This window comes from Amycolatopsis sp. NPDC104775, from assembly GCF_055583325.1.
Genome location: NZ_JBVJOE010000003.1, coordinates 907,162 through 929,615 on the forward strand (window position 1 = coordinate 907,162; position 22,454 = coordinate 929,615).

Below are 22,454 nucleotides of genomic sequence, written 5' to 3' on the forward strand. Positions count from 1 at the left end.
CCGTTAGTCCCTGATTAGTTGCCGAATGCGCCACGCAACACCGTGATCGCCTGTGTGATCGCCGCTTCCGCCGCGTGCGTTTCACGAAGCGCGTTCACCATGACGAAGTCGTGGATCACGCCCTGGTACCGGACCGCCGTTACCGGCACGCCCGCCTGACGCAGCTTCGCGGCGTACGCCTCGCCTTCGTCGCGAAGGACGTCAGCCTCGCCGGTGATCACGAGGGCCGGCGGCAGTCCGGCGAGCTGCTCCACGGTGGCACGAAGCGGCGAAGCAGTGATCTCGGCGCGCTGCGCCTCATCGGTCGTGTACTGGTCCCAGAACCACTTCATGCCTTCGCGGCTAAGGAAGTAGCCCTCGGCGAACTTGGTGTACGACTCGGTCTCGAAGGAAGCGTCGGTGACCGGGTAGAACAGCACCTGCTGGAGAAACTTCACGTCCCCGCGCTCCTTCGCCAGGAGCGTCAACGCCGCGGTCATGTTCCCGCCGACGGAGTCGCCCGCGATCGCGATGCGCGTGACGTCGAGCCCCTTCGCCGCACCGTGCTGGACAACCCACTTCACGGCGGCGTAGTTCTCTTCGATCGCAACGGGGTAACGGGCCTCGGGCGAACGGCTGTACTCCGGGAAAACCACTGCCGCACCGGTTCCGACGGCGAGCTCGCGGACGAGCCGCTCGTGGGTGTGGAAGTCGCCGAAGACCCAGCCGGCCCCGTGGATGTAGACGAGCACCGGCAGTTCCCCGGTGACGCCCTGCGGCTTCACGATCCGGATTTCGACGTCGCCGTTCGGTCCACCCGGGACGGTCAGCGTCTCGATGTCGGCGGGGGCCAGTTCGACGTCGCCGTCCTGGACGCCGTCGACCGCCTTGCGCCCTTCGGCGGGCGGAAGCTGGAAGAGGTACGGAGGCTGGTCGGTGGCCTCGGCGAACGCCTGGGCGGCCGGCTCGAGGACGAGGTTCTGCGGGTTCGCGGTCATGGCTTCCTCCGGTAGCGGATCGATCGGACCGGGCAAACATAACTCGCAACTCGATTGTGCACAACTTAGTAGCGGGCAATGAGACATAGGGCACTTAAGTTGCCCTTCCCAGCCGAGCGAGAGAGGATGGAGAGCTGGCGGAAGAACCCCCGAGGGAGGCCAGCGATGACCAGCCCAGACGCCGGAGAGACCGGCTCGCTCCTGCTCGACGACCAGCTGTGCTTCGGCCTGTACTCGGCTTCCCGCGCAGTCACCGCGCTCTACCGCGCGCTGCTCGAACCACTCGACCTGACCTATCCGCAATACCTGGTGATGCTCGCGCTGTGGCAGCAGGACGAGCAGCAGGTCAAGGAACTCGGCGCGGCGCTGAGCCTCGACTCCGGCACCCTCTCGCCGCTGTTGAAGCGGCTGGAAAAGGCTGGGCTGATCAAGCGCGAACGGCAATCCGACGACGAGCGTTCGGTCCGCATCCGGCTCACCGACGAGGGAACCGCGTTGCGTGCCAAGGCGGAACGGATCCCGCCGCACGTCGGAGCGGCGATGAACCTCGATCAAGCCGAACTGGCCCGGATGCGTGCCGCGATGGATCAGCTGACGGCTTCGGTCAACGCCTACCGGGAGTCCTACCGGCCGAACTGAGCGCGAAGCCATGGTTAGCATGAGCGCCAGGGCGAGCGTGAGGACGGCGATGAGCACACAGGACGAAGCACTGCGCGCGGTGGAAGCCAGCTTGGACCGGCCGTCGGCGGCCCGCGTCTACGACTACTTCATCGGCGGCTCCACCAACTACGCGATCGACCGGGTCTTCGCCGAGAAGGTGCGCGAGCGGCTGCCGCTGATCGGCGAATACTGCCGCACCAGCAGGCAGTTCCTCGGCCGCGCGGTGCGCCAGAGCGTGCGCGAGGGCATCCGGCAGTTCGTCGACATCGGCTCCGGCCTGCCGACCGCGGGCAACGTGCACGAGGTGGCCGACGACGAGCGTCCGGAACACGACACTTCCGTGCTGTACCTGGACAACGAGCCGGTGGCGCTCGCGCATTCGCAAGTGCTGCTCGCCGACACCGCGGACGAGGATCGGCACCAGGCGATGGCCGCCGACCTCCTGCAGCCCGCCGAACTGTGGGACCGGGTCGCCGATTCGGACGTGATCGACGTCCGGAAGCCGGTGGCGCTGATCGTCAACGCGGTGCTGCATTTCATCAAGGACGAGCAGGACCCGGACGGCATCCTCGAGTTCTACCGCAAGCAGCTCGCGCCGGGCTCGTTGCTCATTCTTTCCCAGATGACCAACGAAAACCCGGTGGACGACAACGAACGCCAGGCGCTCGTCGACATCATCAAGTACTACGAGTCGACCACCAACCCGGGCATCCTGCGCACGAAGAAGGAATTCGAGCGGTTCTTCGGCGGCTGGCCGCTGCTCGAACCGGGCCTGGTGTACGCGCCCGCCTGGCATCCGGACGCCGACACGGTGTTCGCGAAGACGCCCTCGGAGTCGCGGGTGATCGGCGGCGTGGCCCGCAAACCCCAGGCCTGACGGGGTTTTCCCACCCGGCCTCCACCCCCGGGTGGAGGCGCGGGACGGCCCGGCCCGGCACTGTGGTCCCCGTGCCGAACACTTTCGACAACATCCTGATCGGCCTGGTCGTCCTCGCCTGGCTGATGTGGCGGCAGCTGCAAATCCGCCGCGCAAACCGTCCACCGGTGGTTCTGCTCGTCATCAGCGTGCTCGGGGGCGCTTCCCTCGGACTGGCCATCGCTAAAACCACGCCGACCACGGCGGCGATCCTGTTGCTCACCGCCAGTTTCGTGCTCGCCGCCGCCTTCGGCATAGCCCGCGCCTACACCATGCGGCTCTGGCGCACGGACGAAACCCTGTGGCGGCAAGGAAACTGGCTAACCGCCGTGCTGTGGCTCATTTCCTTCGGCGTCCACCTTGGACTCGACTTCGCCGTCGACGCGGTCAATGACACGAAAGGGCTCGGCGGGGCCTCGATCCTGCTGTACCTGGCGGTTTCCCTTGTCGCCCAACGACTAACGGTGCGCTTTCGCGCTCACGACGCCCGGCGCAAGACTTCTAACGCCGCATAAACCGCGTCCCGGCCCAGCTCCACCGCACGCCGCAGCACAGCCGGGTCCCGTTCCAGCACCACGACATCCGGAGCACCAGCTGGCGGACGAACACTCGCCAGCCGCGGATCTTCCCGCAGCCGCCGTTCGTCCTCCAGATCCCGGTGATACTGCGTGCGCCAAGCGTCGATGGTGCCCGGCGCGTGGCGGCGGAGAAACCGCGGCACGACCACGTCCTGCACTCGCGGCGGCGGCACCGGATGCTCGTCCTCGCGCCGGGTCCGCAACACCAGCACGTCCGTCGCACCCTGCGCCAACGCGGTCCGGAACGGCAGCGGCTCAGCGATTCCCGCGTCCACGAACCGCCGCCCGCCCATCGCGATCGGCGGCCCGGCGAGCACCGGCATGCACGACGACGCCGCGAGCGCCGTTTTGATCCCGTCCACGTCCTCGATGAACGGGTGCAGGTCGGTGGACTCGCCGGTGTCGGCGTCGGTGGCGAGCGGATGGAAACCGACCGGATTCGCCAGGATCGCCGGGAAATCCATCGGTTCGAGCACCGAGTACACCTGGTGCACGAGGTACTCGAGATCGATCACCGCCCGGCCGCGCAGGGTGTGCAGGGGGTTGATGATCCGCCGCATCACCGTCGGATTCCACCAGGTCCGCACGCCGGTCTTGGAGCGCCCGCACAACAGCCACGCCGCGTTGAGCGCACCCGCGGAGGCTCCGTAAACGTCGTCGAACGCACTCGCGGCCCCGAGTTCGTCGAGCGCCAGCACCATCCCGCTCGAATACGTCCCCCGGCTGCTGCCGCCCTCAACGGCAAGCGCGAGCCGGCGGCCGTCCGTCCGCTGCCCTGGCACGCTGCCTTCGGCGATCCGCGCGGAGAGCAGTTCGAGAACGGGGTGCACCTCTCCATCTTGATCCTTTTCCTGGCGGGGATCGACCCGATTTGCCCCCTCTCCGAGTGACCTAGCTTGCACCCAGTTGCACTGCACCTAGTTGCATATAACACTGTCCCGCATGGCACTGGAGCACGCGATCCTCGTCTCGCTGTCGGAGCGCTCCGGCTCGGGCTACGAGCTGGCGCGCCGGTTCGAGAAGTCCATCGGGCTGTTCTGGAGCGCCTCCCACCAGCAGATTTACCGCGTATTGAAGCGGATGGAAGAGGCTGGTCAGGTCGCCGTCGACGTGGTGGCCCAGGACGGACGACCGGACAAGAAGGTCTACACCGTCGCTGGGCCGGGCCGCGACGAACTGCGTCGCTGGCTCGCCGAACCGTCGCCGCAGGCCGGGCCGCAGGAGCTCGCGGTGAAGCTGCGTGGGGCGTCGTTCGGCGACCCCGCGGCGGTCGCCGAAGAGATCACACGGCATCGCGACGCGCACGCCGAGCGGCTAGAGCTGTACCGGCAGATCGAGAAGCGCGACTTCCCCGCCCCTAACCGGCTGCGTGGCCGCTCGCTGCACCAATACCTCGTGCTGCGCGGCGGAATCCGGGTCGAAGAAGGCCAGGTCGAGTGGCTGGAAGAAATCCTGACCGCGTTGCGGGCCGACGAGAAGGACTGACATGACCGAGTACCCGAACCTGCTGTCCCCGCTCGATCTCGGCTTCACGACGCTGCGCAACCGCGTCCTGATGGGCTCGATGCACACCGGCCTGGAGGACCGCGCGTCCCGCTTTCCGCAGCTGGCCGAGTACTACGCCGAACGCGCGCGCGGCGGTGTCGGCCTGATCGTCACCGGCGGGTTCGCGCCGAACCGCACCGGATGGCTGCTGCCGTTGGCCTCGAAGCTGTCCACGCCCGCCGAGGCCAAACAGCACCAGCTGCTCACCAGCGCGGTGCACGCTGAGGGCGGCAAGATCGCGTTGCAAATCCTGCACGCCGGCCGCTACGCCTACCACCCGCTGAGCGTTTCCGCGTCGAGCCGCAAAGCGCCGATCAACCCCTTCCGCCCACGTGCGATCACCGCGTACGGCGTGCACCGCACCATTCGCGCGTTCGCCGATTGCGCCGCGCTGGCCCGCGACGCCGGGTATGACGGCGTCGAGATCATGGGTTCCGAGGGCTATCTGATCAACCAGTTCCTCGCCGAACGCACCAACCGGCGCACCGACGCCTGGGGCGGCACCGCGGAGAAGCGCCGCCGGTTCGCCGTCGAGATCGTCCGGCGCACCAGGGAAAAAGTCGGTCCGGACTTCATCATCGTCTACCGGCTGTCCATGCTCGACCTCGTCGAAGGCGGACAGAGCTGGGACGACGTGGTCGCACTGGCCCGCGAAGTCGAGGCGGCCGGGGCCACGATCATCAACACCGGCATCGGCTGGCACGAGGCGCGCGTGCCGACAATCGTCACGTCGGTGCCGCGCGGCGCGTTCACCTGGGTCACCGGCAAGCTGAAACCGCACGTCTCGGTGCCGGTGGTGACCTCCAACCGGATCAACCTGCCGCACGTCGCCGAACAGGCCCTCGCCGACGGCGACGCGGACCTGGTCTCGATGGCCCGGCCGCTGCTCGCCGACCCGGACTGGATCCGCAAGGCCGAGACCGGCCGCACGGACGAGATCAACACCTGCATCGCCTGCAACCAGGCCTGCCTCGACCACGCGTTCAGCCGGAAACCGGTGTCCTGCATGGTGAATCCCCGGGCCGGGCACGAGACGACCCTGAACCTGCTGCCGACCCGGCGGGTCAAGCGGATCGCCGTCGTCGGAGCCGGACCGGCCGGGCTCGCCACCGCGACCGCGCTCGGCGAACGCGGCCACGACGTCGAGCTGTTCGAGGCCGACGACGAAATCGGCGGCCAGTTCGGGATCGCGCGGCGGATCCCCGGCAAGGAGGAATTCGCCGAAACCATCCGGTACTACACCCGGCGACTGGAGGTCACCGGTGTGAAGGTGCACCTTGGCACCCGGGTGACCGCCGCGGACCTGACCGGGTTCGACGAGGTCGTGCTGGCCACCGGCGTCACGCCGCGGGTCCCGGCGCTGCCCGGGATCGACCATCCGAAGGTGCTGTCGTATGTCGACGTCGTGCGGTACGGCAAACCGGTCGGCGAGCGGGTCGCGGTGATCGGCGCGGGCGGCATCGGCGTGGACGTCAGCGAGTTCCTCACGCACAGCTCGTCGCCCGCGCTGGATCGCGACGCCTGGATGGCCGAATGGGGCGTCACCGACCCCGCGCTCGCGCCCGGCGGGCTGGCGAAACCGAAGCCGGAACCGTCGCCGCGGCAGGTCTACCTGCTGCAGCGCAAGAAGTCGCCGATCGGGGCCGGCCTCGGCAAAACGTCCGGCTGGGTGCACCGCGCGGCCCTGCGCGCCAAGGGCGTGGAAAAGATCAGCGGAGTTTCCTACGACCGGATCGACGACGCCGGCCTGCACCTCACCGTCGACGGGAAACCGCGGCTGCTCGAAGTCGACACCGTGGTGGTCTGCGCTGGCCAGGAATCCGTGCGGGACCTCGCCGACGCTCTCGGCGACGTGCCGGTGCACCTCGTCGGCGGGGCCGACGAGGCACGGGAACTCGACGCCAAACGGGCGATCGACCAGGGCACCCGGCTGGCCGCCGTCCTGTAGCCGCTTGCGCGCACTGGCAGGATGGCCCCGTGCGAGACGTATGCGTAATCGGGCTCGGGCTCATCGGCGGTTCCCTGCTGCGAGCCGCCGCGGCGAGCGGCAGGACGGTCTGGGGAACCACAGTGTCCGAAGTGGACGCTGACGCGGCGAGTCGCGGCGGCTACGACGTCACCACCGACGCCGAAGCCGCCCTGCAGCGCGCGGCGGCCGCGGACGCGATCGTGGTCATCGCGGTGCCGCTGCCCGCCGTGGAGAACCTGTTGCGGCAGGTCGCGCAGCACGCGTCGCACTGCATCCTCACCGACGTGGTCAGCGTGAAGGGCGCGATGGTCGACGCGGTCCGCCGCCGCGCGCCGTACACGCGCTACGTCGGCGGGCACCCGATGGCGGGCACCTCGCACTCCGGCTGGCTCGCGGGCAACGCCATGCTCTTCCGCGACGCGGCGTGGGTCGTCTGCGTCGAAGAGGAAACCGACCTCACGGCCTGGGCCGAGGTCACCCGGCTGGTCCTGGACGTCGGCGCGCACGCCGTCCCGCTGCCCGCCGATTCGCACGACGAGACGGTCGCCCGGATCTCGCATCTGCCACACCTGTTCGCCGCGATCCTCGCCTCGGTCGGCGCCCAGGGCGGCCCGCTCGCGATGTCGCTGGCCGCCGGTTCGTTCCGCGACGGCACCCGGGTGGCGGGCTCGTCGCCGGATCTGGTGCGCGCCATGACCGAAGGCAACCGCGACGCCCTGCTCCCGATCGTCGACGACGCACTCGGCCGCCTCGGCGCCGCACGCGGTTCGCTCGCCTCCACCGGAGGACTCGCCGCGACCATCAACGCAGGTCACGAAGGCGCACTCGCGCTGGAAGCGGCCCGCGACGCGGCACTGTCCGGCGTCCGTATCGACCTCACCGCCGCCGACGCCCGCGAGGGACTCGTCGCACTCGGCGAACGCGGTGGCCGGATCACCGGACTGGACGGAGCGGTCGCACTCGGCGAAGTGTCTTGACTTGCCTGGTACGCCTGGTGTGTGACGATTGAAGCCTCTCAATCCCAACCCCGGGGAGGCATTCGATGGGCATCAACTTCGACGAGCTCAAGAACAAGGCGACCGAGGCGCTGCGCGAGAACAGCGGCAAGCTCGAGCAGGGTCTCGAGAAGGCGGCCGAATTCGCGAAGTCCAAGGTCAGCGGCCACGACTCGCAGATCGACGGCGGCGTCGACAAGGCGAAGGACCTGCTCGGCAAGGTCACCGGCAAGCACGAAGACGGCGGCGAGAAGCCCGAGGGCGGCCAGCCCGGCGGACAGCAGTAACCCTCCGCCTCCAGGGTGGGCTCCGAAGGTTCGTGAGGGGAACCCTGAGGGAATCTGATTCCCCCAGGGTTCCCCTCACGGACTTCCGCTCCAGCGAATCCGCCGCGCACCGCGACTCTCGACGCAGGGCGTGGCTCAGGTGCGCCGGTGGTACGGCAGGAACCGGCGCACCAGCCGCAGCGGCGATCGTTCCACCAGGTCCGGCCCGCGCACCGCGTCGAACGTCGAGCCCAGCTGGTCGACGACCCCGGCGAGCCGCGGGTTGTCCGGCATCGGCACGGAATCCGGGTCCCGCTGCTCGCGAACCGCGGAAGCCAGCTCCGCCAGCGCATCCGTGAGCAGCTCGATGTCCGCGGGCGACGGAGCTGGCGCGCCCTCGCCGATCGTCACGCCGACCTCGGTCACCGCGTCGGTCACCCGCTCCAGCCCCGCGATCACCGGCCACCACGCCACTGCCTGCCGCCCCGCCGGTGACGGTTCCACGATCACCTGCTGAAACGCCGTACGCAGGTCCGCGAGCGCGCGGTAGGCCGCACGCCGGGCCCGCGACCGGGCGAGCCGCGATTCAGCGGTCGAGTTCAGCACCATCGCGGTTTCGACGTACTTGGCGACCGTGTCGAAACTGTCCGCCAGCCGCCCGCCGACGGTCGGCCGCCGCGAACCCGGCCACAGCAGATAGCCGAACACGAGCACGATCACACAGCCGATCACGGTGTCGACCAGCCGCGCCAGCACGACAGTCCAGCTGCCGGTGTTGGCGAGGTCCATTTGCAGGATGATCAGCGGCGTCACGAACGTGCCGAGCATCCCGTAATTGCGCACCTTCCCCACCGCGGCTCCGCCGGCGAACACCGCGATCAACGCCACCAGCACCCAGCCGCGCGCGCCGACCGCGAGCACCACCGCGCCGATCCCGACGCCCGCGACCGTGCCCAGTCCGCGCAGCACCGCGCGACCGAACACCGAGCCGAAGTCCGGTTTCAGCACCACGCCGACGGTGAGCGTGATCCAGTACGACCGCTCGAACGGCACCAGCAGCGCCACCACTTCGGCCACTGCGACGCACATCGTGAGCCGCAGGGTCGCTATCCAGGTCAGCGGCCCGGAAAGCCCGCTCGCCCACTCCCGCACGCGGCGCAGCAGCGAAACCTTCTTGCGGCGTTTGCGATCGTCGAGCTTCCCGATTCGCGCCAGCCCGGCGTAAAGCGCGCTGACCACCGCGTCGGCGTTCTCGTCCCGCAGCTCGGGCGCGTGCGGCAGCGGTTGGCTCGCCAGCACCGACGCGGCCACGCGGGTCAGGTAGTCGATCACCTCGTCCGGCGCGCGCTGTCCGGCGTTGACCATCGCGACCGACGCCTCGACCGCGGGCGTCGTCGCGGACAGCCGGTTCAGCAGCCGGCGGTAGGTCGCGTCGCGGCCGGACAGCCACGAACGCGCGACCAGAAGCCGGTCGTACGCCGTGCTCATCGCGGTGGTCAACTGGTGGCGCGCGACCCGCGAAGTCGGTTCGTCCTCAGCCGACAGCATCGCAGCGAGTTCGATGTAGACCTGCGCGACGGCGGTGCGTTCCGGGCTCGTCGCGCGGAGCGTCCAAGTGCCGAGGGCGACCAGCAGCCCCCAGCCAGCGCCCGCGCAGAAGAAGCCGAAGAGCACTTCGGTGCGTACGCCGGTCGCGTGCTGCGCCGTGCCGAGGACGCAGAAGACGAACATCTGCAACCCCGCGACCGAAGCGTTGCTGCCCGCCGCGCTGATGAGCGCGGAAATCGCCGCCACCACGACGATCGCCGGGATCGACCAGGCGGGCATGCCGCCGGTCAGCAGCCCAGTGAGGTACCCGAGCGCAGCCGCGAACGTCGCCCCGCCCAGCCGCCGCGCGCGGTAGCGATAGGCCCCGGCCGCCTCGGACAGCACGGTCGGCAACGCGCCGGTGGAGATCAGCGCGCCCACCGCGATGTCGCCCGCCGCGTACGCGACCGCCAGCGGAGTAGCCAACGCGACCACCGCGCGAGCGACCATGTTCCACGGAATGGGAACCGGTTTGGAGCGCAAGAGTTGCGTCAGCCAGTGCGGCGCGGCGAAGTCGGGGCGGCTCACCGCACCATCTTGACCTACCGGGGCCGTCCGGGATTGATTTGTCGCTCGGTCAACAGCATGTTCAGGGAGCTTCCATGCCGGGTCGCAGGTACTCGTACGAGGTGAACCGGGTGAGCACCGCGGCTCCGGCGGTGCTGTTCCGGCTGGAAAGCGACGGGACGCAGTGGTCGACGTGGGCGCGTCCGCTCGTCTGGCAGTCCCGCTGGGCGGCGCTCGGCGACGACGGCCGGGTCGGCGCTGTCCGGGAAGTCGGATTGTGGCCGGTTCTGGCCCGCGAACGGACTCTCGAACACGTACCGGATCGACGGCACGTCTACACATTCGACGGTTTCAGCCCGGTCCGCGACTATCGTGCGGAGGTGGCGTTCACGCCGAACGCCGACGGCGGCACGGACCTCCGCTGGTCGGGTTCGTTCGCCGAACGCATCCCCGGAACGGGTCCGGTCGCTCTCGCAACGTTGCGCGGAGTGATCGGATTTTTGGCGACCCAGCTGGCCCAAGCGGGCAACCGGAGTGCCTGACCGGGTGCGTTGCGCCACAACGATCAACTCCTGCCGGAGCACAGACGTCATCCCATCGGGTGACCCCGAGGGAAAGGAAGCAGCATGGCGAAGCGATGGCTGGCGGCGGCATTGGCCGGTCTGCTCGTGCTCTCGGCGTGCTCCAGCCCGGACTCGCCGCAACCCCCGGAACAGGCGAACCCCGCGCCGGGCGCCGCGAAGCCGGGTCCGCCGCCCGGGCCGTACCCGTTCGGCACCGTGCAGCAGAAGGCTCCGGCGATCCAGGACGGCAAGGTCCCGGTGATCCGCCGCATCCAGACCGACAAGCCGTACGTCTTCATCACGATGGACGACGGTGCGGTGAAAGACCCGTCGGCGCAAAGCCTCATCCAGGAGTCCGGCGGCCATCCGGTGCTGTTCCTGAACAACCGGTACGTGAAGGGCCACGAGGCGTACTTCAAGTCCATCCTGGACTCGACCGGCGCCGTGCTCGGCGACCACACGGTCAACCACCCGAACCTCAAGGGCAAACCGCTCGAGTTCCAGAAGAAGGAAATCTGCGACGACGCCGACGACTTCCAGAAGTCGCTCGGGGTGCGCCCGACCCTGTTCCGCCCGCCGTTCGGCAACTACGACCAGAACACCCTGACAGCCGCGGCGATGTGCGGCATGCGCGCGTCGGTCCTGTGGACCGCTTCGGTGAACGACGGCGTCGTCCAGTTCCAGTCCGGCGACCGGCTCCGGCCGGGCGACATCGTTCTGATGCACTTCCGCAAGACGTTCAAGGAAGACTACGAAGCCTTCATCGCGCGAGCCAAGCAGGACGGTCTGACGCCGGTCCCGCTGGCCGACTTCCTGGGCTGACCACGGCAACCACCCTCGTGCGCGGCGACGCCGGTTCTCACCGGCTTCGCCACTCACGACCCCGGCTGCCGCCGTCCGGGGGCGCGCTCAGCCAGCCCCGAGGCACACGAACGGCCGCCGCATCGGATCCACCGCCACCGCCTCGGCCAGTGCCAACGCGGGCGACGTCCCCTCGGCCAGCCGCCGGTGCAGGTCCGCCATCGTGTCCGCCGCCGCGCGGTCGCCGACGCGTGCTACCGCGCCGATGACCGTTCGCGAGCCGCTCGCCAGCAGTGTTCCAGCGAAGCCCAGCGCTTCCTCGCCCGGCCGGATGTGGCTCATCGCCAGTTCGCACGCGGCCAGCACCACCCGCTCCGGCGGGTTCGCCAGCCGGGTCGTCTCGTGCGCGAACAGCGGGCCGTCGACCAGCTCCACGCGGGAGAACAGCGCGTTCGCCGGTTCGTGCGCGCCGTGCGCGACCAAGTGCGCCAGGCGGGTTCCGTCCAATGCGGTCAGGACCGTGGCACTCGTCGCGTCGTCGCCCTCGACCAGCTGCGCGTCCGGATACACCGAGCGCAGCTTGCTCACCTCGCCGACCGCGCCCGGCACGCCTGGCCCGCCCGCCAGCAGCACCGGGCCGTCCTCGGCCGGACGTTTCGCGGTGATCCACGCGGTCGCCGACGGAGCGATCGACACCGGATGCCCACGCAGCGACGGCAACGCACCCCACGGCATCGCGTACAGCTGCCCGATCGGAACGATCACCAGCTCGCGGTCGTCGAGAGTTTTCACCAGCGACGCGGAAATCAACGCGTCGAGCTTCTCCGCCCGGCGGCGCGCGGACGCGGACACCGTCTCCGCCATCATCGGCGGCAGATGGTCCGGCGCGAGCGCGTCGAGGTCGGCGTGCAACTGGGTCGCGGTCTCCACGATGTCGTCCAGCGGACCCAGTTTGAGCAGCCGGAACGTGCCGCGGTCGACGACCACCGAGTACAGCTGATTGTTGTAGGGCACCAAACTCACCAGCACCCGGTCGCCGAGCGCGGCGACGACCTCGTCCGGCGTCGCGACCGGGCGCGGGCGGCCCCACTGGCTCGTGTACCAGCCGAGCCTGCTCGCCTCGCGCTGCAGTTCGCTGTACCGCTGCTCCAGCCCCTTCACCGACTCGCCCGCCAGCCGGGCACGCTGAATGGTGCGCTGGACGTGCCGCATTTCGTTGATGTGCTTGGCCAGCACCGGGTCCTCGATCACCGGCAGCGGTTCGTACCGGTACACCTGCGCGCGGGTGCGTTCGAGCCACGCGAACATCCGCCGCGCGCCAGCCGCGTTCCGCCGCGCGCGCCGCAGCACGAGCCGCATCGCCAGTCTGCCGAGTTCCTCGCCGTGCACGGCCGTGCCGCACAGCAGGTCGAGTCCGCCCATCCGGTCGCGGATCGTGCCGAGTTCGCGCAGTCCGGCGCGGGCCTGTGCGAGCGCCGCGCGCGGCCGGTCCTCCGCGACGGCCAGTTCCGCACGGCACAACCGGAACAGCATCCGGTGGTCGACCGGCGACGTCGCGCGCGGGGCGGGCACGTGTTTGAGCACCAGCGAGGCTTCGGCGATTTCCTTGCGGCGGATCAGCAACCGGACCGCGAAGAGCCGCGCGACCGCCGCTTCGTCGCGGAGCCCGAGCGCGGCCAGCCGTTCGGCGATGGAGACAAGCTCGGCGGGAAGCCGCGAGGTAGAGCGTCCTTCGCGGTCGGACAGCACCTGCTGCGCCTCCGCGCGAAACCTCGCCAGACCGGCGATCTCGGCCCAGGTTCGATTGCCGCGGCGGAGAAATCGGCGACGCGCGTCCGAAGCGGACTTTCGCGCCAGCGCGAAATCGCCCTCCAGCAACGCCGCCGCGGCCCGGGCGACCTCCGCTTCCGCGATGTGCTGCCCGGATCCGTTGGCGCGCAACTCCGGCAGCGCTTCGTCGAGGTGTTTGCCCGCTTCGTCGGCAAGGCCCGCGGTGAGCAGCGCGCGGGCCTGGTCGAGCCGGATCAACGGGATCGAACCGGGCGATTCGGTCACGAGAATCCGGGCGGCTTGTTCGTAACTGGACAGCGCCTGCGGGACGTCGCCGATGAGCTGCGCGTGGTCGCCGAGGTTTTGCCGGATCTTGCCTTCGAGCAGGGTGTGCCCGTTTTCGCGGGCGAACCCGAGCGCGCGTTCCAGGTCGGCTTTCGCGGCGTTCGGATGGTTCAGCGCCATCTGGACGAGCGCGCGGTTCAAGAGCATGACGACCAGCGTCCGGCGGCCGTCGTCGAACTCGGCCTCGATTCCGGGGATGACCGCGTCGTACACCGACAGCGATTCGCTGAACCGGCCGCCGCGCATCAGCACCACCGCTCGCTGGCCGGTGACCAGCAAGCCCAGTTCGCGGGCGACCTTGCTTTCCGGCAGCTGGTCGCGAAGCTGGCGCGCGGTCTCCAGGTGGACGAGACCGGCGTCGGTGGAGGAGACCTCCGCCTCGGCCGCGCCGAGGCTCACCAGGACGCGGACCTGCAGTTGCCGGTGCTCGGGCAGCGGTTCGCCGACGCGCGCCAGCCGCGTGAGCGCGCTGCGGAACAACCGCACCGCGATGCCGGGCCGCTGGTCGGACGCGGCGGCCCGGCCGCGCGCGTACAGATCGGACGCCGCCGCGATCGTTCGATCATGGACGGGCGCGGACACGGACTCTATGGGAGCACACCCCCGCCACTCTCCATAACGCCCGTCCGGGTTTCTCAGAGCACGACGGTCGGCGTGACCACGGTGCGGCGGTGCGGGCCGGTGCCGAGGTGCACGAGGATCTGCGTGGTTCCGCAGGGGACGCCTTCGAGCACGAACCGGCCGCCCTCGTCGGTCGCCGTCGCGAACGTGCCGTGATCGGCGACCCGGACCTCCACGTCGTACTCGCCCGCGGGCGCGAGCCAGCCGTCGATCCGGTGCACCTTCCCGATTTTGGTCAGGTTGATCATCACGGTCAGGTCGCTGACGGTGAACGTGATCGTGCCGGTCGCCGTGCTGCGCACGCCCGCCAGTTCGTCGAGCCGCTCCCAGCGCGCGACCTCGACGTCGAGGTTCTCGAGCTCGAGCGCGAACTGGACCCGCTGCACCAGATCGTCCGGCGGCGGGTCGAGCTCGTCGAGGAACCGGCCGATGTCCGCCAGAATGGTTTCGTCGTCCGGAATCGCGTGGCCGTGTCCCGGCCTGCCGATGTCGTCGCTCACCGGCCACCCCCTTCTCCTGCGAGCAGATCACGCATCGAGTCGAGGCAGCGACCCCTGGTGGGTCCGACGCTGCCGCGCGGCATCTGCATGGCCTCGGCCACCGCCCGGTACTCGGCACGGCCGGCGAGGACGGTCAGCCGCAGCAGCTCCTGGCAGCGTGCGGGCAGCCGGAGGAAGGCGCGCCAGACCCGGCGATCCCGGTCGGCGCGGACGGCTTCCTCCTCAGGGGCGGGATGATCGCTTTCCAGCGTCGCGGCCACCTCGTCCGACAGCGGCACCGGCTGGGCGCGCCTGCCGTAGGGACGGGTCGCCTCGCGGCGAGTCGTGGTGATCAGCCAGGCGGCGAGCGCGCGGGGGTCGCGCAGCTTCGCGAGCTGGCTGAACAGAGCGAGCCACACGGTCTGGACCACGTCCTCGGCCACTTGCCGGTCGAGCCCGTTGGCCCGCGCCACGTGCCAGACGAGCGGCGTCAGCTCGTCGACGAGTTTCGCCATGGCGCGCCGATCGCCGCCCTGCGCCGCTTCCATGCACGCGGCGTGCAGGTCGGCGCCGGTCAGGCCTTCCCAGGGCGGGTCTACCTCGGTGGTGTGCACGTCGGTCACCGTAGCTGCCTCACTCCGGAGGTGGGCCGACCTGGGCGAGCAAGCCTCCGGTCGTGTCGGCACGGCCGGGCCCGTCGCGGGTCGCCTCTCCGGTCGGGTACCGGATCGATCGTGAATGGTGCGCGCTCTTTCAACGGGGTCGATGATGCGGATGGGGTCCAGGGGCACGGTGAGTGCCCGGTGGGTGGGCTCTTGGTTGAGGAGCGAACAACTGGCTCTGGGATACATCAATCTCTGACTTTTTTTCGGGTGAGTTTTTTAGTGGAACCGCGGCGGGTGGGTTTCGCCGTGGTCCCGGGCTGTTCGGCAGAGCGGTTGTGGTGATGTTTTCGCAGGTCAGGCTGGTTGTGCGGTGTTGACGGCCCCGGCTGAGCCGCGGGACACGTCCGGCTGGGCTCCCCCTCCAGCACGGCCGTGTCCCGGCAGCTCCGGCGGTACTCGACGAGTCCCCCAACGACCCATCGCGCCCCGCCGGACCCAGCTCGGCCGGACGGATCCCTCCCCCGGATCCGATCCGCCGACGCGGTCAGGTCAGCTCACCGGCCCGGCTCGGCTGGGCGGGTTCCTCCCCGAACCCGTCCCGCCTTGGCCGCGCCGCAAGCCGACCCGCCAGCCGGATCAGCCCGCACGCCCGCCGACTCTGCGGGCCCCTCCCCGAGGCCCGCTGCGCCGGACGGCTCCGCAAGCCAACCCGTCAGTCCGCCGGATTGGCTTCGCGCTGCCTGCCAGCCCCGCGAACCCCCTCCCCGAGGCCCACCGAGCCAGGCAGGCCGCAAGCCAACCCGTCAGTCCGCCGGATCAACCCGCGAAACCCGCCAGCCGAACAGGCCCGTTCCCGAACCCGTCCCACCGCGCCAGCCCGCGAGCCAACCCACCAGTCCCACCGGACTGGCTCGCACCACCCGCCGCCCCGGCAAATCCCTCCCCGAGATCCACCGCGCCAGCCCGCGAGCTGGTCCCGTCAGCCTGGCCGTCCCCGCCGTTCCGGTCCGTTCGGCAGCCAGCCGGGTCCCCTCCGAACCCGTCCGGCCGGGCATGGTCCCCTGACCCGGGCCGAGCGGAACCGGACCGGCGGCGTGGCCAGTCCTTGTCGTCTCGTCCATCTCTCACTTCGCACCGGCCGTCGGCCTGCTCGCCCCCTTTGATGCCGAGCAGGTCGCCGGTCGAGTGCGTTCGCGCGGGTGCGCACCGGCCGGCGCGAGCGGTTCTACGCCAGCCGGTGCTCCCCGCCCCCAGGGGAGCCCGCTCCCCTTTCGGGCTCCGCCGGACGGGATTCCTCCCCGAATCCCTTCCGGCTGACGACGTCCGGCAGCCCCCTCGGCTCCCGGCCGTCGCCCGGTCTCGCTACTTGGCAGTGCCGGTGTCGTCGAGCGGCTCGTGGTTGCCGTCCGGCTGCACTCCCCGGTTCGCCCCAGGCGCGGGGCTCGTCTTGACGGGCGGAACGGTGGTTCCCGGCTGCCGCTCGTCCTTCTGATCCGCAGGCATGTGGCCCTCCCTTTTCCTTGGTTCGCCCTATAGGACGCATCCAGGGTGCGCCTAGATACACGGAGCGCCAAAGTTTTTGGGATTTTCGTGAACCTGCCGGTCAGGACGGCGGTGTCACCTCCCCCGGATGCCAACCGTCCGTGACGATCGGTAACCCTTCCGCGAGCGCGGCGGCCCAGGCGCGGTAACCGAGCGGGCCGGGATGGAAACGGTCAGCGGCGAACATTCCCGGACGGAGCAGTCCTGGCTCCAACGGGATGTGCGTGACCCCGGGAAGCCGGGTCAGCGACCGTGCCGCCCGGTCGAGTGCGACGGACCGCGCGCCGAGCAGGTCCCGCAGCGGCCGGGGCAAGGACGGGAAACTCGCGAGCGGCGGCACGCCCGCGAGCACGACCGGGACGTCGCCGACCCGGCGCCGCACCTCGACGATGATCGACAGCAGATCCCGCCGGTACCCCGCGGCCGAGCGCAGCTCCAGAGTGTCGTTCACGCCGAGCACGACGACCACGACGTCAGCCGCCCGCACGCGCGGAACCAGCTCGTCGAGCACCACTCGCGCCGACGCGCCGGTGAGACCCAGTGCTTGCCAGCGCACCTCCCGGTCCGGGTACGCGCGGGCGAACCCCAGCGCGAGCTGGCCGGTGAGCGCATCGGCGTGGGTGAGCGCGCCGACGCCGTCCACCGTCGATTCGCCGAGCACGGTGAGCCGCAGCGGTCGCCCGGTGCCGAGAGAGCCCTCGATCGGCCCCGCGGCACCGGGAAGCCGCGGAGTCGTCCGACGCACCCGAACCGCCTGTGCGACCAACACGGGTGCCATCAGGAAAAGGAGGAACAGCCGAAGAACTGCCATGCCTCCGACAGTAACGAGGGACTACGACAGATCCGGTCCCGCGGCGGGAGTTGTCCACAGGGGAGATGAGTTGTGGACAACCCTGGGGATAGTTTGGGGAAAACCGCCGCCAGCCCGGCGAGCACAGGCATCCCACGGGACTCACTGCGAGATCGACACCGTCTTCCCTACCAAAGATTCGTCCTCGGCCGCGTCCAGCAGGAACCGGGCCACGTTCGCTCGCGAGATCTGGAAACTCCCCCGCACATCCCGCCCGACCTGACTGCGCACCTGGTCCCGCGCGGGTTTGTCGGTCAGCCGCGTCGGACGCACGATCGTCCACCGCACCTCCGGGGCCTCGTGCAGGATCGCCTCCATCCGCCGCAGGTCGGCGTAGCCGTTGCGCAGCACGGCACCCAGCAATGGCTTCATCACCAGCCGCGCGAACAGGGTGTCTCCCTCCGCGGGCAAGCCAGACGCGCTCACCACCACGAACCGCGTCGGGGAACCACGCAAGGCGGACACGACGGAACGGGTGCCGTCGGAGTTGACCGTCGTCGGTTTGAGGTCCGTGGGGCCAAGGGCCAGGACGACAGCGTCACGCCCGGTCACCGCCTCGGCCAGGCCAGGATCAGTCAGGGAGTGCACCGCGACGTCCAATCGGGGGTGCGCGGGAACGGTCAACCGCGCAGGGTCGCGGACCACGGCGGTCACGTGCCATCCGCGCGCCAGCGCGTCCCGCACCGCCAGACCGCCGATCCGGCCGCTCGCGCCGAGGACGGTGATCTTCATGAGGGGCCTCCAAGGAGGGGGTGAGTGAACACTTACCAGCTAGGGTAAGTGAACACTCACCACACTGAGAAGACCCTCAGGGAGCACACATGGGAAGCCGCGAAGAGATCGTCGCCGCAGCGGTGTCGGTCATGCGGGAGCAGGGGTACGCGCATGCCACGACCAAGGCCATCGCGCAGGCCGCGGGCTATTCGGAAGCCTTGCTGTACAAGCACTTCCGGGACAAAACCGCACTCTTCCTCGCGGTGCTGAAAGAGGAACTGCCCGACCTCGCCGCCACAGCGGCGAGGCTCGCCGAAGCACCCGGGAAGGCGGAACTCAGCGACAACCTCGCCGAATTGACCACGACGGCGCTGGACTTCTACTGCGCGAGCTTCCCGATCTCCGTCTCGATCTTCTCCTCGCGCGAGCTGCTCCGCACCCACCGGGACACCCTCGCGAACGGCCCCGAACTGCCGATCCAGCACGTCGCGGGCTACCTCGCCGCCGAGGTCGAACTGGGCAGGCTGCCCCGCGATCTCGACGCCGAGGCCGCGGCCCGGCTGTTGCTCGGCGCGTGTTTCCAGGAGGCGTTCCTCGCGTCCTTCGAGGAACGCCCGCCGCGACCAGACCTGGCGGACCGGCTCGCCGTGACCCTGGAAAAGCTCGCCTAGTCGCGATTCTTCCGCAGCTCGTGCCAGCGGTCGTACAGATTGTTGACCTCGACCAGCATGAAGGCCAGGAAGTCGCGCATCTCGGCCAGCCGCTTCCCGGCGGGCGTATCCGCACCGAGAGCGTCGACGCCTTCGGTGGCCGCGTCGCGCCACATGATCAGGAAACGGTCGCGTTTCAGGAAAGTCGCGTACCAGAGGTCGTCGTAGAGCCGGTAGTGGTCCCGGCGCTCGCCGGGTTCGCGGACCTTCGTCACGAGACCGATCTGGTCCAGGTACCGCACCGCACCGGAGATCGCGGCCGGGCTCACCGACAGCTGCTCCGCCAGCTCGGCAGCGGTCAGCTGCCCGGAGTCGGTCGTCATCAGCGCCGCGAACACACGGGCGGACATGCGCTGCATGCCGATCTGGGACATCACCAGGCCCAGGCTTTCGACGTAGCGGCGGACGGCGTCCTCGTCTCTCTTCGTCTCAGGCGTCGTCATCCGTCCATCCTCTCCCAGCACCGTCCAGAAGATCACTCGGTCCAGACGTTTTCTTAACTTCACAACTTCGTGAAAAGAGTGTAGCTTCCGAACCATGGGAAACGCCATCGCGATCTCCGGCCTGCGCAAGGCATTCGGCCGGGTGAAGGCCCTCGACGGCCTCGATCTTCAGGTTCCCGCGGGGGAAGTGCACGGATTCCTCGGCCCGAACGGAGCCGGGAAATCCACCACGATCCGGGTGCTGCTCGGACTGCTGCGCGCCGACGCCGGCGAGGTCCGGCTGCTCGGCGGCGATCCGTGGCGCGACGCGGCGAGCCTGCACCACCGGCTCGCCTACGTGCCCGGCGACGTCAACCTCTGGCCCAATCTGTCCGGCGGCGAGGTCATCGACCTCCTCGGCAGGCTGCGCGGCGGACTCGACCAGAAGCGCCGCAAGGAACTCGTCGAGCGTTTCGACCTCGACCCGCGCAAAAAGGGCCGCACGTACTCGAAGGGCAACCGGCAGAAGGTCGCCATCGTCGCCGCGCTCGCGTCCACTGTGGACTTGCTGCTGCTCGACGAACCGACCTCGGGCCTCGACCCGTTGATGGAGGCCACTTTTCAGGAAGTCATCCAGGAGGAACGCGCGCAGGGTCGCACCGTGCTGCTGTCCAGTCACATCCTCGCCGAGGTGGAAGCCTTGTGCGACAAGGTAAGCATCATCCGCAACGGCCGTACGGTCGAGTCCGGCACGCTCGCCGAACTGCGCCATCTCACCCGCACGTCGATCACCGCGGAGCTGGCCGGGCCGCCGAACGGCCTCGCCAATCTCGCCGACGTGCACGATCTCAAGATGGACGGCAATCGCGTCCGCTTCGACGTGGAAACACGCTCGCTCGAGGACGCGTTGCGCCAGCTGACCCAGATCGGCGTGCGCAGCCTGGAGAGCCGCCCGCCGACGCTGGAGGAACTCTTCCTGCGCCATTACTCGGACGAACTCGAGGCCGGGAAATGACCGCGCTCACCGGCACCGGGCCGCTGATCCGGCTCGCGCTGCGCCGCGACCGGATCATCCTGCCGATCTGGATCGTCCTGCTCAGCCTCGTCCCGGTGGCCACGATCAGCAGCTACGACCAGTTCTATCCGACCGCCGCGAGCCGGGCCGGGCTCGTCGCGTCGGCGGCGGCGAACCCGTCGTTCGCGCTGCTTTACGGCCCGGCGTTCAACCTCGGCACGGCGGGCGGGTTCATCGCCTGGCGGATGGGCGGGTTTCTAGCGCTGCTGACCGGTTTGATGGCGGTCTTCACGCTCACCCGGCACACGCGCGCGGAGGAGGACACCGGCCGCGCCGAACTGCTTGCGTCCACTGTGGTCGGTCGATACGCGCCGCTCACCGCCGCTCTCGCGGTGACCGGCGGGGCGAGTGTGCTGATCGGTGTGCTGCAAGCGGTCACGCTGGCGGCGAAGGTTCCCGCAGCGGGTTCCGTCGCGCTTGGCGCGAGCACTGCGCTCGCTGGCCTGGTCTTCACCGGCGTCGCCGCGGTGGCCGCGCAACTCGGCGAGTACTCGCGCACCGCGAACGGCATCGGCACGGCCGTGCTCGGCGTCGCGTTTCTGTTGCGTGGCGCGGGTGATTCGACCACCGACGCGCACTGGCTGTCGTGGCTGTCGCCGCTCGGCTGGGCACAGCAGATCCGGCCGTTCGCCGGAGAACGTTGGTGGGTAGTGATTTTGCCCGTCGCGACCACGCTCGTGCTGTTCGCCGTGGCCTACGTGCTGCTGCCGCGTCGTGACGTCGGCGTCGGCCTGCTTCCGCCGCGGCTCGGGCCCAGCGAGGCCGCGCCGTCGTTGCGTTCGCCGTTCTCGCTGGCCTGGCGGCTGCAGCGAGGTCCGCTGTTCGGCTGGCTGATCGGGCTCGCGGTCGGCGGCGCGTTGTTCGGCACGATCGCGCAGGGCATTTCCGGCCTGGTCGGCGGTACCGAGCAGAGCAGGCAGATCTTCGAACGGCTCGGCGGATCGCACGGCCTGGTCGACGCCTTCCTCGCGACGATGGTGAGCCTGTTCGCGATGCTCGCCTCGCTCTACGGCGTGCAGGCGACGCTGCGGATGCGTACCGAAGAAACCTCGCTGCGGCTGGAACCGCTGCTGGCCACCCGGGTCGGACGGCTGCGCTGGGCCGCGAGCCACCTGGCGTTCGCGTTCCTCGGCAGCGCGTTGCTCGTGCTCGTCGGGGGTGTGCTGCTCGGGCTTTCGAACGGGCTGCGCAGCGGTGACGTCGGACGCTCGGTCGGGAACATGGTCGCGGCCGTGGCGGTGCAGGTGCCCGCGGCGTGGGTGATCGTCGCGGTGGCCGCGCTGATCTTCGGGCTGCTGCCGAAACTGGCGACCGCCGCTTGGGGCGTGGCGGCGCTGGCGTTGCTGATCAGCATGTTCGGGCCGGTCGTCAACGCGCCGCAGGTGCTGCTCGACGTCTCGCCGTTCCAGCATCCGCCGAAGGTGCCCGGCGAGGTGTTCACCGCACTGCCGCTGGTCGTGCTGCTGGCGGTCTCGGCGGTCGTGCTGGCGGCCGGTCTGGTCAGCTGGCGACGACGCGACGTCGGCTGACGTCAGCGCGCGTCGCTGCGGAAGAACCCGGTGGTCGGGCCCAGCGTGGTCGGCGGGGGTGCCGGCGGGCTCGACGGTGTCGGGGTGACCAACACCGTGGCCGTGGTCGTGCGCGGCGGCGGAGCCGGGGGCGCGGGCGGTTGACGGGTGACGGTGATCGGCGGCAGAGGGAGGCCGGTCACCGTGACCGTCACCGGCTGCACAGGCGGTGGGGTGGGCGGCGACGACTCCCCGGCCGGACGCGGAGTGCGACCGGCGACCAGCAGCGCGGCGACGAGCAACCCGCCGGCCAGCCCGGCAAGACCGGTCACGACGACATAACCCCAGGTGGGAGCGGTGTCCGACATTCGGCACCTCCTCGCCGCACGGTCACTCGGCTACGAGGGTTGGTCGCGTTGATCATAGGCGTCGTTACGCACTGTGCAACT

Annotated in this window: 23 protein-coding genes; 12 read left to right on the forward strand and 11 right to left on the reverse strand. The window is 69.8% G+C overall.

Translation table 11 applies throughout. The features are described from left to right. Window positions 1–14: 14 nt before the first annotated feature. A complete protein-coding gene (locus tag ACZ63D_RS18365; protein ID WP_465355477.1) occupies window positions 15–977 on the reverse strand; it encodes an alpha/beta hydrolase in 963 nt (320 codons plus the stop codon). 165 nt (window positions 978–1,142) lie between these two features. Between ACZ63D_RS18365 and ACZ63D_RS18370 the strand changes: the two genes are divergently transcribed. The 3 genes from ACZ63D_RS18370 to ACZ63D_RS18380 all read left to right on the forward strand — a co-directional run bounded on the left by ACZ63D_RS18370 (window position 1,143) and on the right by ACZ63D_RS18380 (window position 3,068). Continuing rightward, on the forward strand, window positions 1,143–1,616 hold the full coding sequence (locus ACZ63D_RS18370; protein WP_465355478.1) for a MarR family winged helix-turn-helix transcriptional regulator: 474 nt from the start codon (window positions 1,143–1,145) through the stop codon (window positions 1,614–1,616). Between the two features lie 49 nt (window positions 1,617–1,665). Beyond that, window positions 1,666–2,514 (forward strand): SAM-dependent methyltransferase, encoded by an 849-nt coding sequence (locus ACZ63D_RS18375; RefSeq protein ID WP_465355479.1) that lies wholly within the window; start codon window positions 1,666–1,668, stop codon window positions 2,512–2,514. Between the two features lie 71 nt (window positions 2,515–2,585). Beyond that, window positions 2,586–3,068 (forward strand): hypothetical protein, encoded by a 483-nt coding sequence (locus ACZ63D_RS18380; protein ID WP_465355480.1) that lies wholly within the window; start codon window positions 2,586–2,588, stop codon window positions 3,066–3,068. Here the strand turns inward: ACZ63D_RS18380 and ACZ63D_RS18385 are convergent. Continuing rightward, complete coding sequence (locus ACZ63D_RS18385) at window positions 3,032–3,961, reverse strand: patatin-like phospholipase family protein (protein WP_465355481.1); 930 nt, start codon at window positions 3,959–3,961, stop codon at window positions 3,032–3,034. The genes ACZ63D_RS18380 and ACZ63D_RS18385 overlap by 37 nt on opposite strands. A 112-nt stretch (window positions 3,962–4,073) precedes the next feature. Between ACZ63D_RS18385 and ACZ63D_RS18390 the strand changes: the two genes are divergently transcribed. The 4 genes from ACZ63D_RS18390 to ACZ63D_RS18405 all read left to right on the forward strand — a co-directional run bounded on the left by ACZ63D_RS18390 (window position 4,074) and on the right by ACZ63D_RS18405 (window position 7,927). Continuing rightward, window positions 4,074–4,616, forward strand: coding sequence for a PadR family transcriptional regulator (locus ACZ63D_RS18390; RefSeq protein WP_465355482.1), 543 nt, complete (start codon window positions 4,074–4,076; stop codon window positions 4,614–4,616). Between the two features lies 1 nt (window position 4,617). Beyond that, window positions 4,618–6,624, forward strand: a complete 2,007-nt coding sequence (locus ACZ63D_RS18395) for an oxidoreductase (RefSeq protein ID WP_465355483.1) — start codon at window positions 4,618–4,620, stop codon at window positions 6,622–6,624. A 29-nt stretch (window positions 6,625–6,653) separates the two neighbouring features. Next, on the forward strand, window positions 6,654–7,622 hold the full coding sequence (locus ACZ63D_RS18400) for a prephenate dehydrogenase (RefSeq protein WP_465355484.1): 969 nt from the start codon (window positions 6,654–6,656) through the stop codon (window positions 7,620–7,622). 65 nt (window positions 7,623–7,687) lie between these two features. Continuing rightward, window positions 7,688–7,927, forward strand: a complete 240-nt coding sequence (locus ACZ63D_RS18405; protein WP_465355485.1) for an antitoxin — start codon at window positions 7,688–7,690, stop codon at window positions 7,925–7,927. A gap of 135 nt (window positions 7,928–8,062) precedes the next feature. On the opposite strand, the gene ACZ63D_RS18410 is transcribed toward ACZ63D_RS18405, so the two are convergent. Further along, window positions 8,063–10,021 carry an FUSC family protein gene (locus tag ACZ63D_RS18410; protein ID WP_465355486.1) on the reverse strand — a complete coding sequence of 653 codons (1,959 nt, stop codon included), beginning with the start codon at window positions 10,019–10,021 and terminating at the stop codon, window positions 8,063–8,065. A gap of 74 nt (window positions 10,022–10,095) precedes the next feature. On the opposite strand from ACZ63D_RS18410, the gene ACZ63D_RS18415 reads away from it, so the two are divergent. Beyond that, entirely contained in the window at window positions 10,096–10,542 is a 447-nt protein-coding gene (locus tag ACZ63D_RS18415; RefSeq protein ID WP_465355487.1) for an SRPBCC family protein, read from the forward strand. A gap of 84 nt (window positions 10,543–10,626) precedes the next feature. Then, on the forward strand, window positions 10,627–11,385 hold the full coding sequence (locus ACZ63D_RS18420; RefSeq protein WP_465355488.1) for a polysaccharide deacetylase family protein: 759 nt from the start codon (window positions 10,627–10,629) through the stop codon (window positions 11,383–11,385). A gap of 87 nt (window positions 11,386–11,472) precedes the next feature. On the opposite strand, the gene ACZ63D_RS18425 is transcribed toward ACZ63D_RS18420, so the two are convergent. The 6 genes from ACZ63D_RS18425 to ACZ63D_RS18450 form a co-directional block, all read right to left on the reverse strand. Next, on the reverse strand, window positions 11,473–14,061 hold the full coding sequence (locus tag ACZ63D_RS18425; RefSeq protein WP_465355489.1) for a CHAT domain-containing protein: 2,589 nt from the start codon (window positions 14,059–14,061) through the stop codon (window positions 11,473–11,475). A gap of 53 nt (window positions 14,062–14,114) precedes the next feature. Beyond that, the gene (locus tag ACZ63D_RS18430) at window positions 14,115–14,600 is read right to left on the reverse strand and encodes a carboxypeptidase regulatory-like domain-containing protein (protein ID WP_465355490.1); all 486 of its coding nucleotides are present in this window, start codon (window positions 14,598–14,600) and stop codon (window positions 14,115–14,117) included. Continuing rightward, window positions 14,597–15,202: an RNA polymerase sigma factor gene (locus ACZ63D_RS18435; RefSeq protein WP_465355491.1), complete on the reverse strand. Its 606-nt coding sequence runs from the start codon at window positions 15,200–15,202 to the stop codon at window positions 14,597–14,599. The genes ACZ63D_RS18430 and ACZ63D_RS18435 overlap by 4 nt, the downstream gene beginning before the upstream one ends. Window positions 15,203–16,546: 1,344 nt before the next feature. Next, window positions 16,547–16,687 carry a hypothetical protein gene (locus tag ACZ63D_RS18440; protein ID WP_158242475.1) on the reverse strand — a complete coding sequence of 47 codons (141 nt, stop codon included), beginning with the start codon at window positions 16,685–16,687 and terminating at the stop codon, window positions 16,547–16,549. Between the two features lie 100 nt (window positions 16,688–16,787). Beyond that, window positions 16,788–17,537, reverse strand: coding sequence for an SGNH/GDSL hydrolase family protein (locus ACZ63D_RS18445; protein ID WP_465355492.1), 750 nt, complete (start codon window positions 17,535–17,537; stop codon window positions 16,788–16,790). A 141-nt stretch (window positions 17,538–17,678) separates the two neighbouring features. Then, on the reverse strand, window positions 17,679–18,308 hold the full coding sequence (locus ACZ63D_RS18450; protein ID WP_465355493.1) for an NAD(P)-dependent oxidoreductase: 630 nt from the start codon (window positions 18,306–18,308) through the stop codon (window positions 17,679–17,681). 89 nt (window positions 18,309–18,397) lie between these two features. Between ACZ63D_RS18450 and ACZ63D_RS18455 the strand changes: the two genes are divergently transcribed. Then, on the forward strand, window positions 18,398–18,961 hold the full coding sequence (locus tag ACZ63D_RS18455) for a TetR/AcrR family transcriptional regulator (RefSeq protein ID WP_465355494.1): 564 nt from the start codon (window positions 18,398–18,400) through the stop codon (window positions 18,959–18,961). Here the strand turns inward: ACZ63D_RS18455 and ACZ63D_RS18460 are convergent. After that, a complete protein-coding gene (locus tag ACZ63D_RS18460; RefSeq protein ID WP_465355495.1) occupies window positions 18,958–19,443 on the reverse strand; it encodes a GbsR/MarR family transcriptional regulator in 486 nt (161 codons plus the stop codon). The two genes, ACZ63D_RS18455 and ACZ63D_RS18460, sit on opposite strands and share 4 nt — an antisense overlap. Before the next feature lie 94 nt (window positions 19,444–19,537). Between ACZ63D_RS18460 and ACZ63D_RS18465 the strand changes: the two genes are divergently transcribed. Beyond that, complete coding sequence (locus tag ACZ63D_RS18465) at window positions 19,538–20,437, forward strand: ABC transporter ATP-binding protein (protein WP_465355496.1); 900 nt, start codon at window positions 19,538–19,540, stop codon at window positions 20,435–20,437. Continuing rightward, on the forward strand, window positions 20,434–22,026 hold the full coding sequence (locus tag ACZ63D_RS18470; protein ID WP_465355497.1) for an ABC transporter permease: 1,593 nt from the start codon (window positions 20,434–20,436) through the stop codon (window positions 22,024–22,026). The genes ACZ63D_RS18465 and ACZ63D_RS18470 overlap by 4 nt, the downstream gene beginning before the upstream one ends. A gap of 2 nt (window positions 22,027–22,028) precedes the next feature. On the opposite strand, the gene ACZ63D_RS18475 is transcribed toward ACZ63D_RS18470, so the two are convergent. After that, on the reverse strand, window positions 22,029–22,373 hold the full coding sequence (locus tag ACZ63D_RS18475; RefSeq protein WP_465355498.1) for a hypothetical protein: 345 nt from the start codon (window positions 22,371–22,373) through the stop codon (window positions 22,029–22,031). Between the last annotated feature and the right edge of the window lie 81 nt (window positions 22,374–22,454).

Coding starts and splice junctions, on each gene's coding strand:
- ACZ63D_RS18365 (WP_465355477.1), bottom strand. CDS start 977: ATGACCGCGAACCCGCAGAACCTCGTCCTCGAGCCGGCCGCCCAGGCG.
- ACZ63D_RS18370 (WP_465355478.1), top strand. CDS start 1,143: ATGACCAGCCCAGACGCCGGAGAGACCGGCTCGCTCCTGCTCGACGAC.
- ACZ63D_RS18375 (WP_465355479.1), top strand. CDS start 1,666: ATGAGCACACAGGACGAAGCACTGCGCGCGGTGGAAGCCAGCTTGGAC.
- ACZ63D_RS18390 (WP_465355482.1), top strand. CDS start 4,074: ATGGCACTGGAGCACGCGATCCTCGTCTCGCTGTCGGAGCGCTCCGGC.
- ACZ63D_RS18395 (WP_465355483.1), top strand. CDS start 4,618: ATGACCGAGTACCCGAACCTGCTGTCCCCGCTCGATCTCGGCTTCACG.
- ACZ63D_RS18405 (WP_465355485.1), top strand. CDS start 7,688: ATGGGCATCAACTTCGACGAGCTCAAGAACAAGGCGACCGAGGCGCTG.
- ACZ63D_RS18415 (WP_465355487.1), top strand. CDS start 10,096: ATGCCGGGTCGCAGGTACTCGTACGAGGTGAACCGGGTGAGCACCGCG.
- ACZ63D_RS18420 (WP_465355488.1), top strand. CDS start 10,627: ATGGCGAAGCGATGGCTGGCGGCGGCATTGGCCGGTCTGCTCGTGCTC.
- ACZ63D_RS18440 (WP_158242475.1), bottom strand. CDS start 16,687: ATGCCTGCGGATCAGAAGGACGAGCGGCAGCCGGGAACCACCGTTCCG.
- ACZ63D_RS18445 (WP_465355492.1), bottom strand. CDS start 17,537: ATGGCAGTTCTTCGGCTGTTCCTCCTTTTCCTGATGGCACCCGTGTTG.
- ACZ63D_RS18450 (WP_465355493.1), bottom strand. CDS start 18,308: ATGAAGATCACCGTCCTCGGCGCGAGCGGCCGGATCGGCGGTCTGGCG.
- ACZ63D_RS18455 (WP_465355494.1), top strand. CDS start 18,398: ATGGGAAGCCGCGAAGAGATCGTCGCCGCAGCGGTGTCGGTCATGCGG.
- ACZ63D_RS18460 (WP_465355495.1), bottom strand. CDS start 19,443: ATGACGACGCCTGAGACGAAGAGAGACGAGGACGCCGTCCGCCGCTAC.
- ACZ63D_RS18465 (WP_465355496.1), top strand. CDS start 19,538: ATGGGAAACGCCATCGCGATCTCCGGCCTGCGCAAGGCATTCGGCCGG.
- ACZ63D_RS18470 (WP_465355497.1), top strand. CDS start 20,434: ATGACCGCGCTCACCGGCACCGGGCCGCTGATCCGGCTCGCGCTGCGC.
- ACZ63D_RS18475 (WP_465355498.1), bottom strand. CDS start 22,373: ATGTCGGACACCGCTCCCACCTGGGGTTATGTCGTCGTGACCGGTCTT.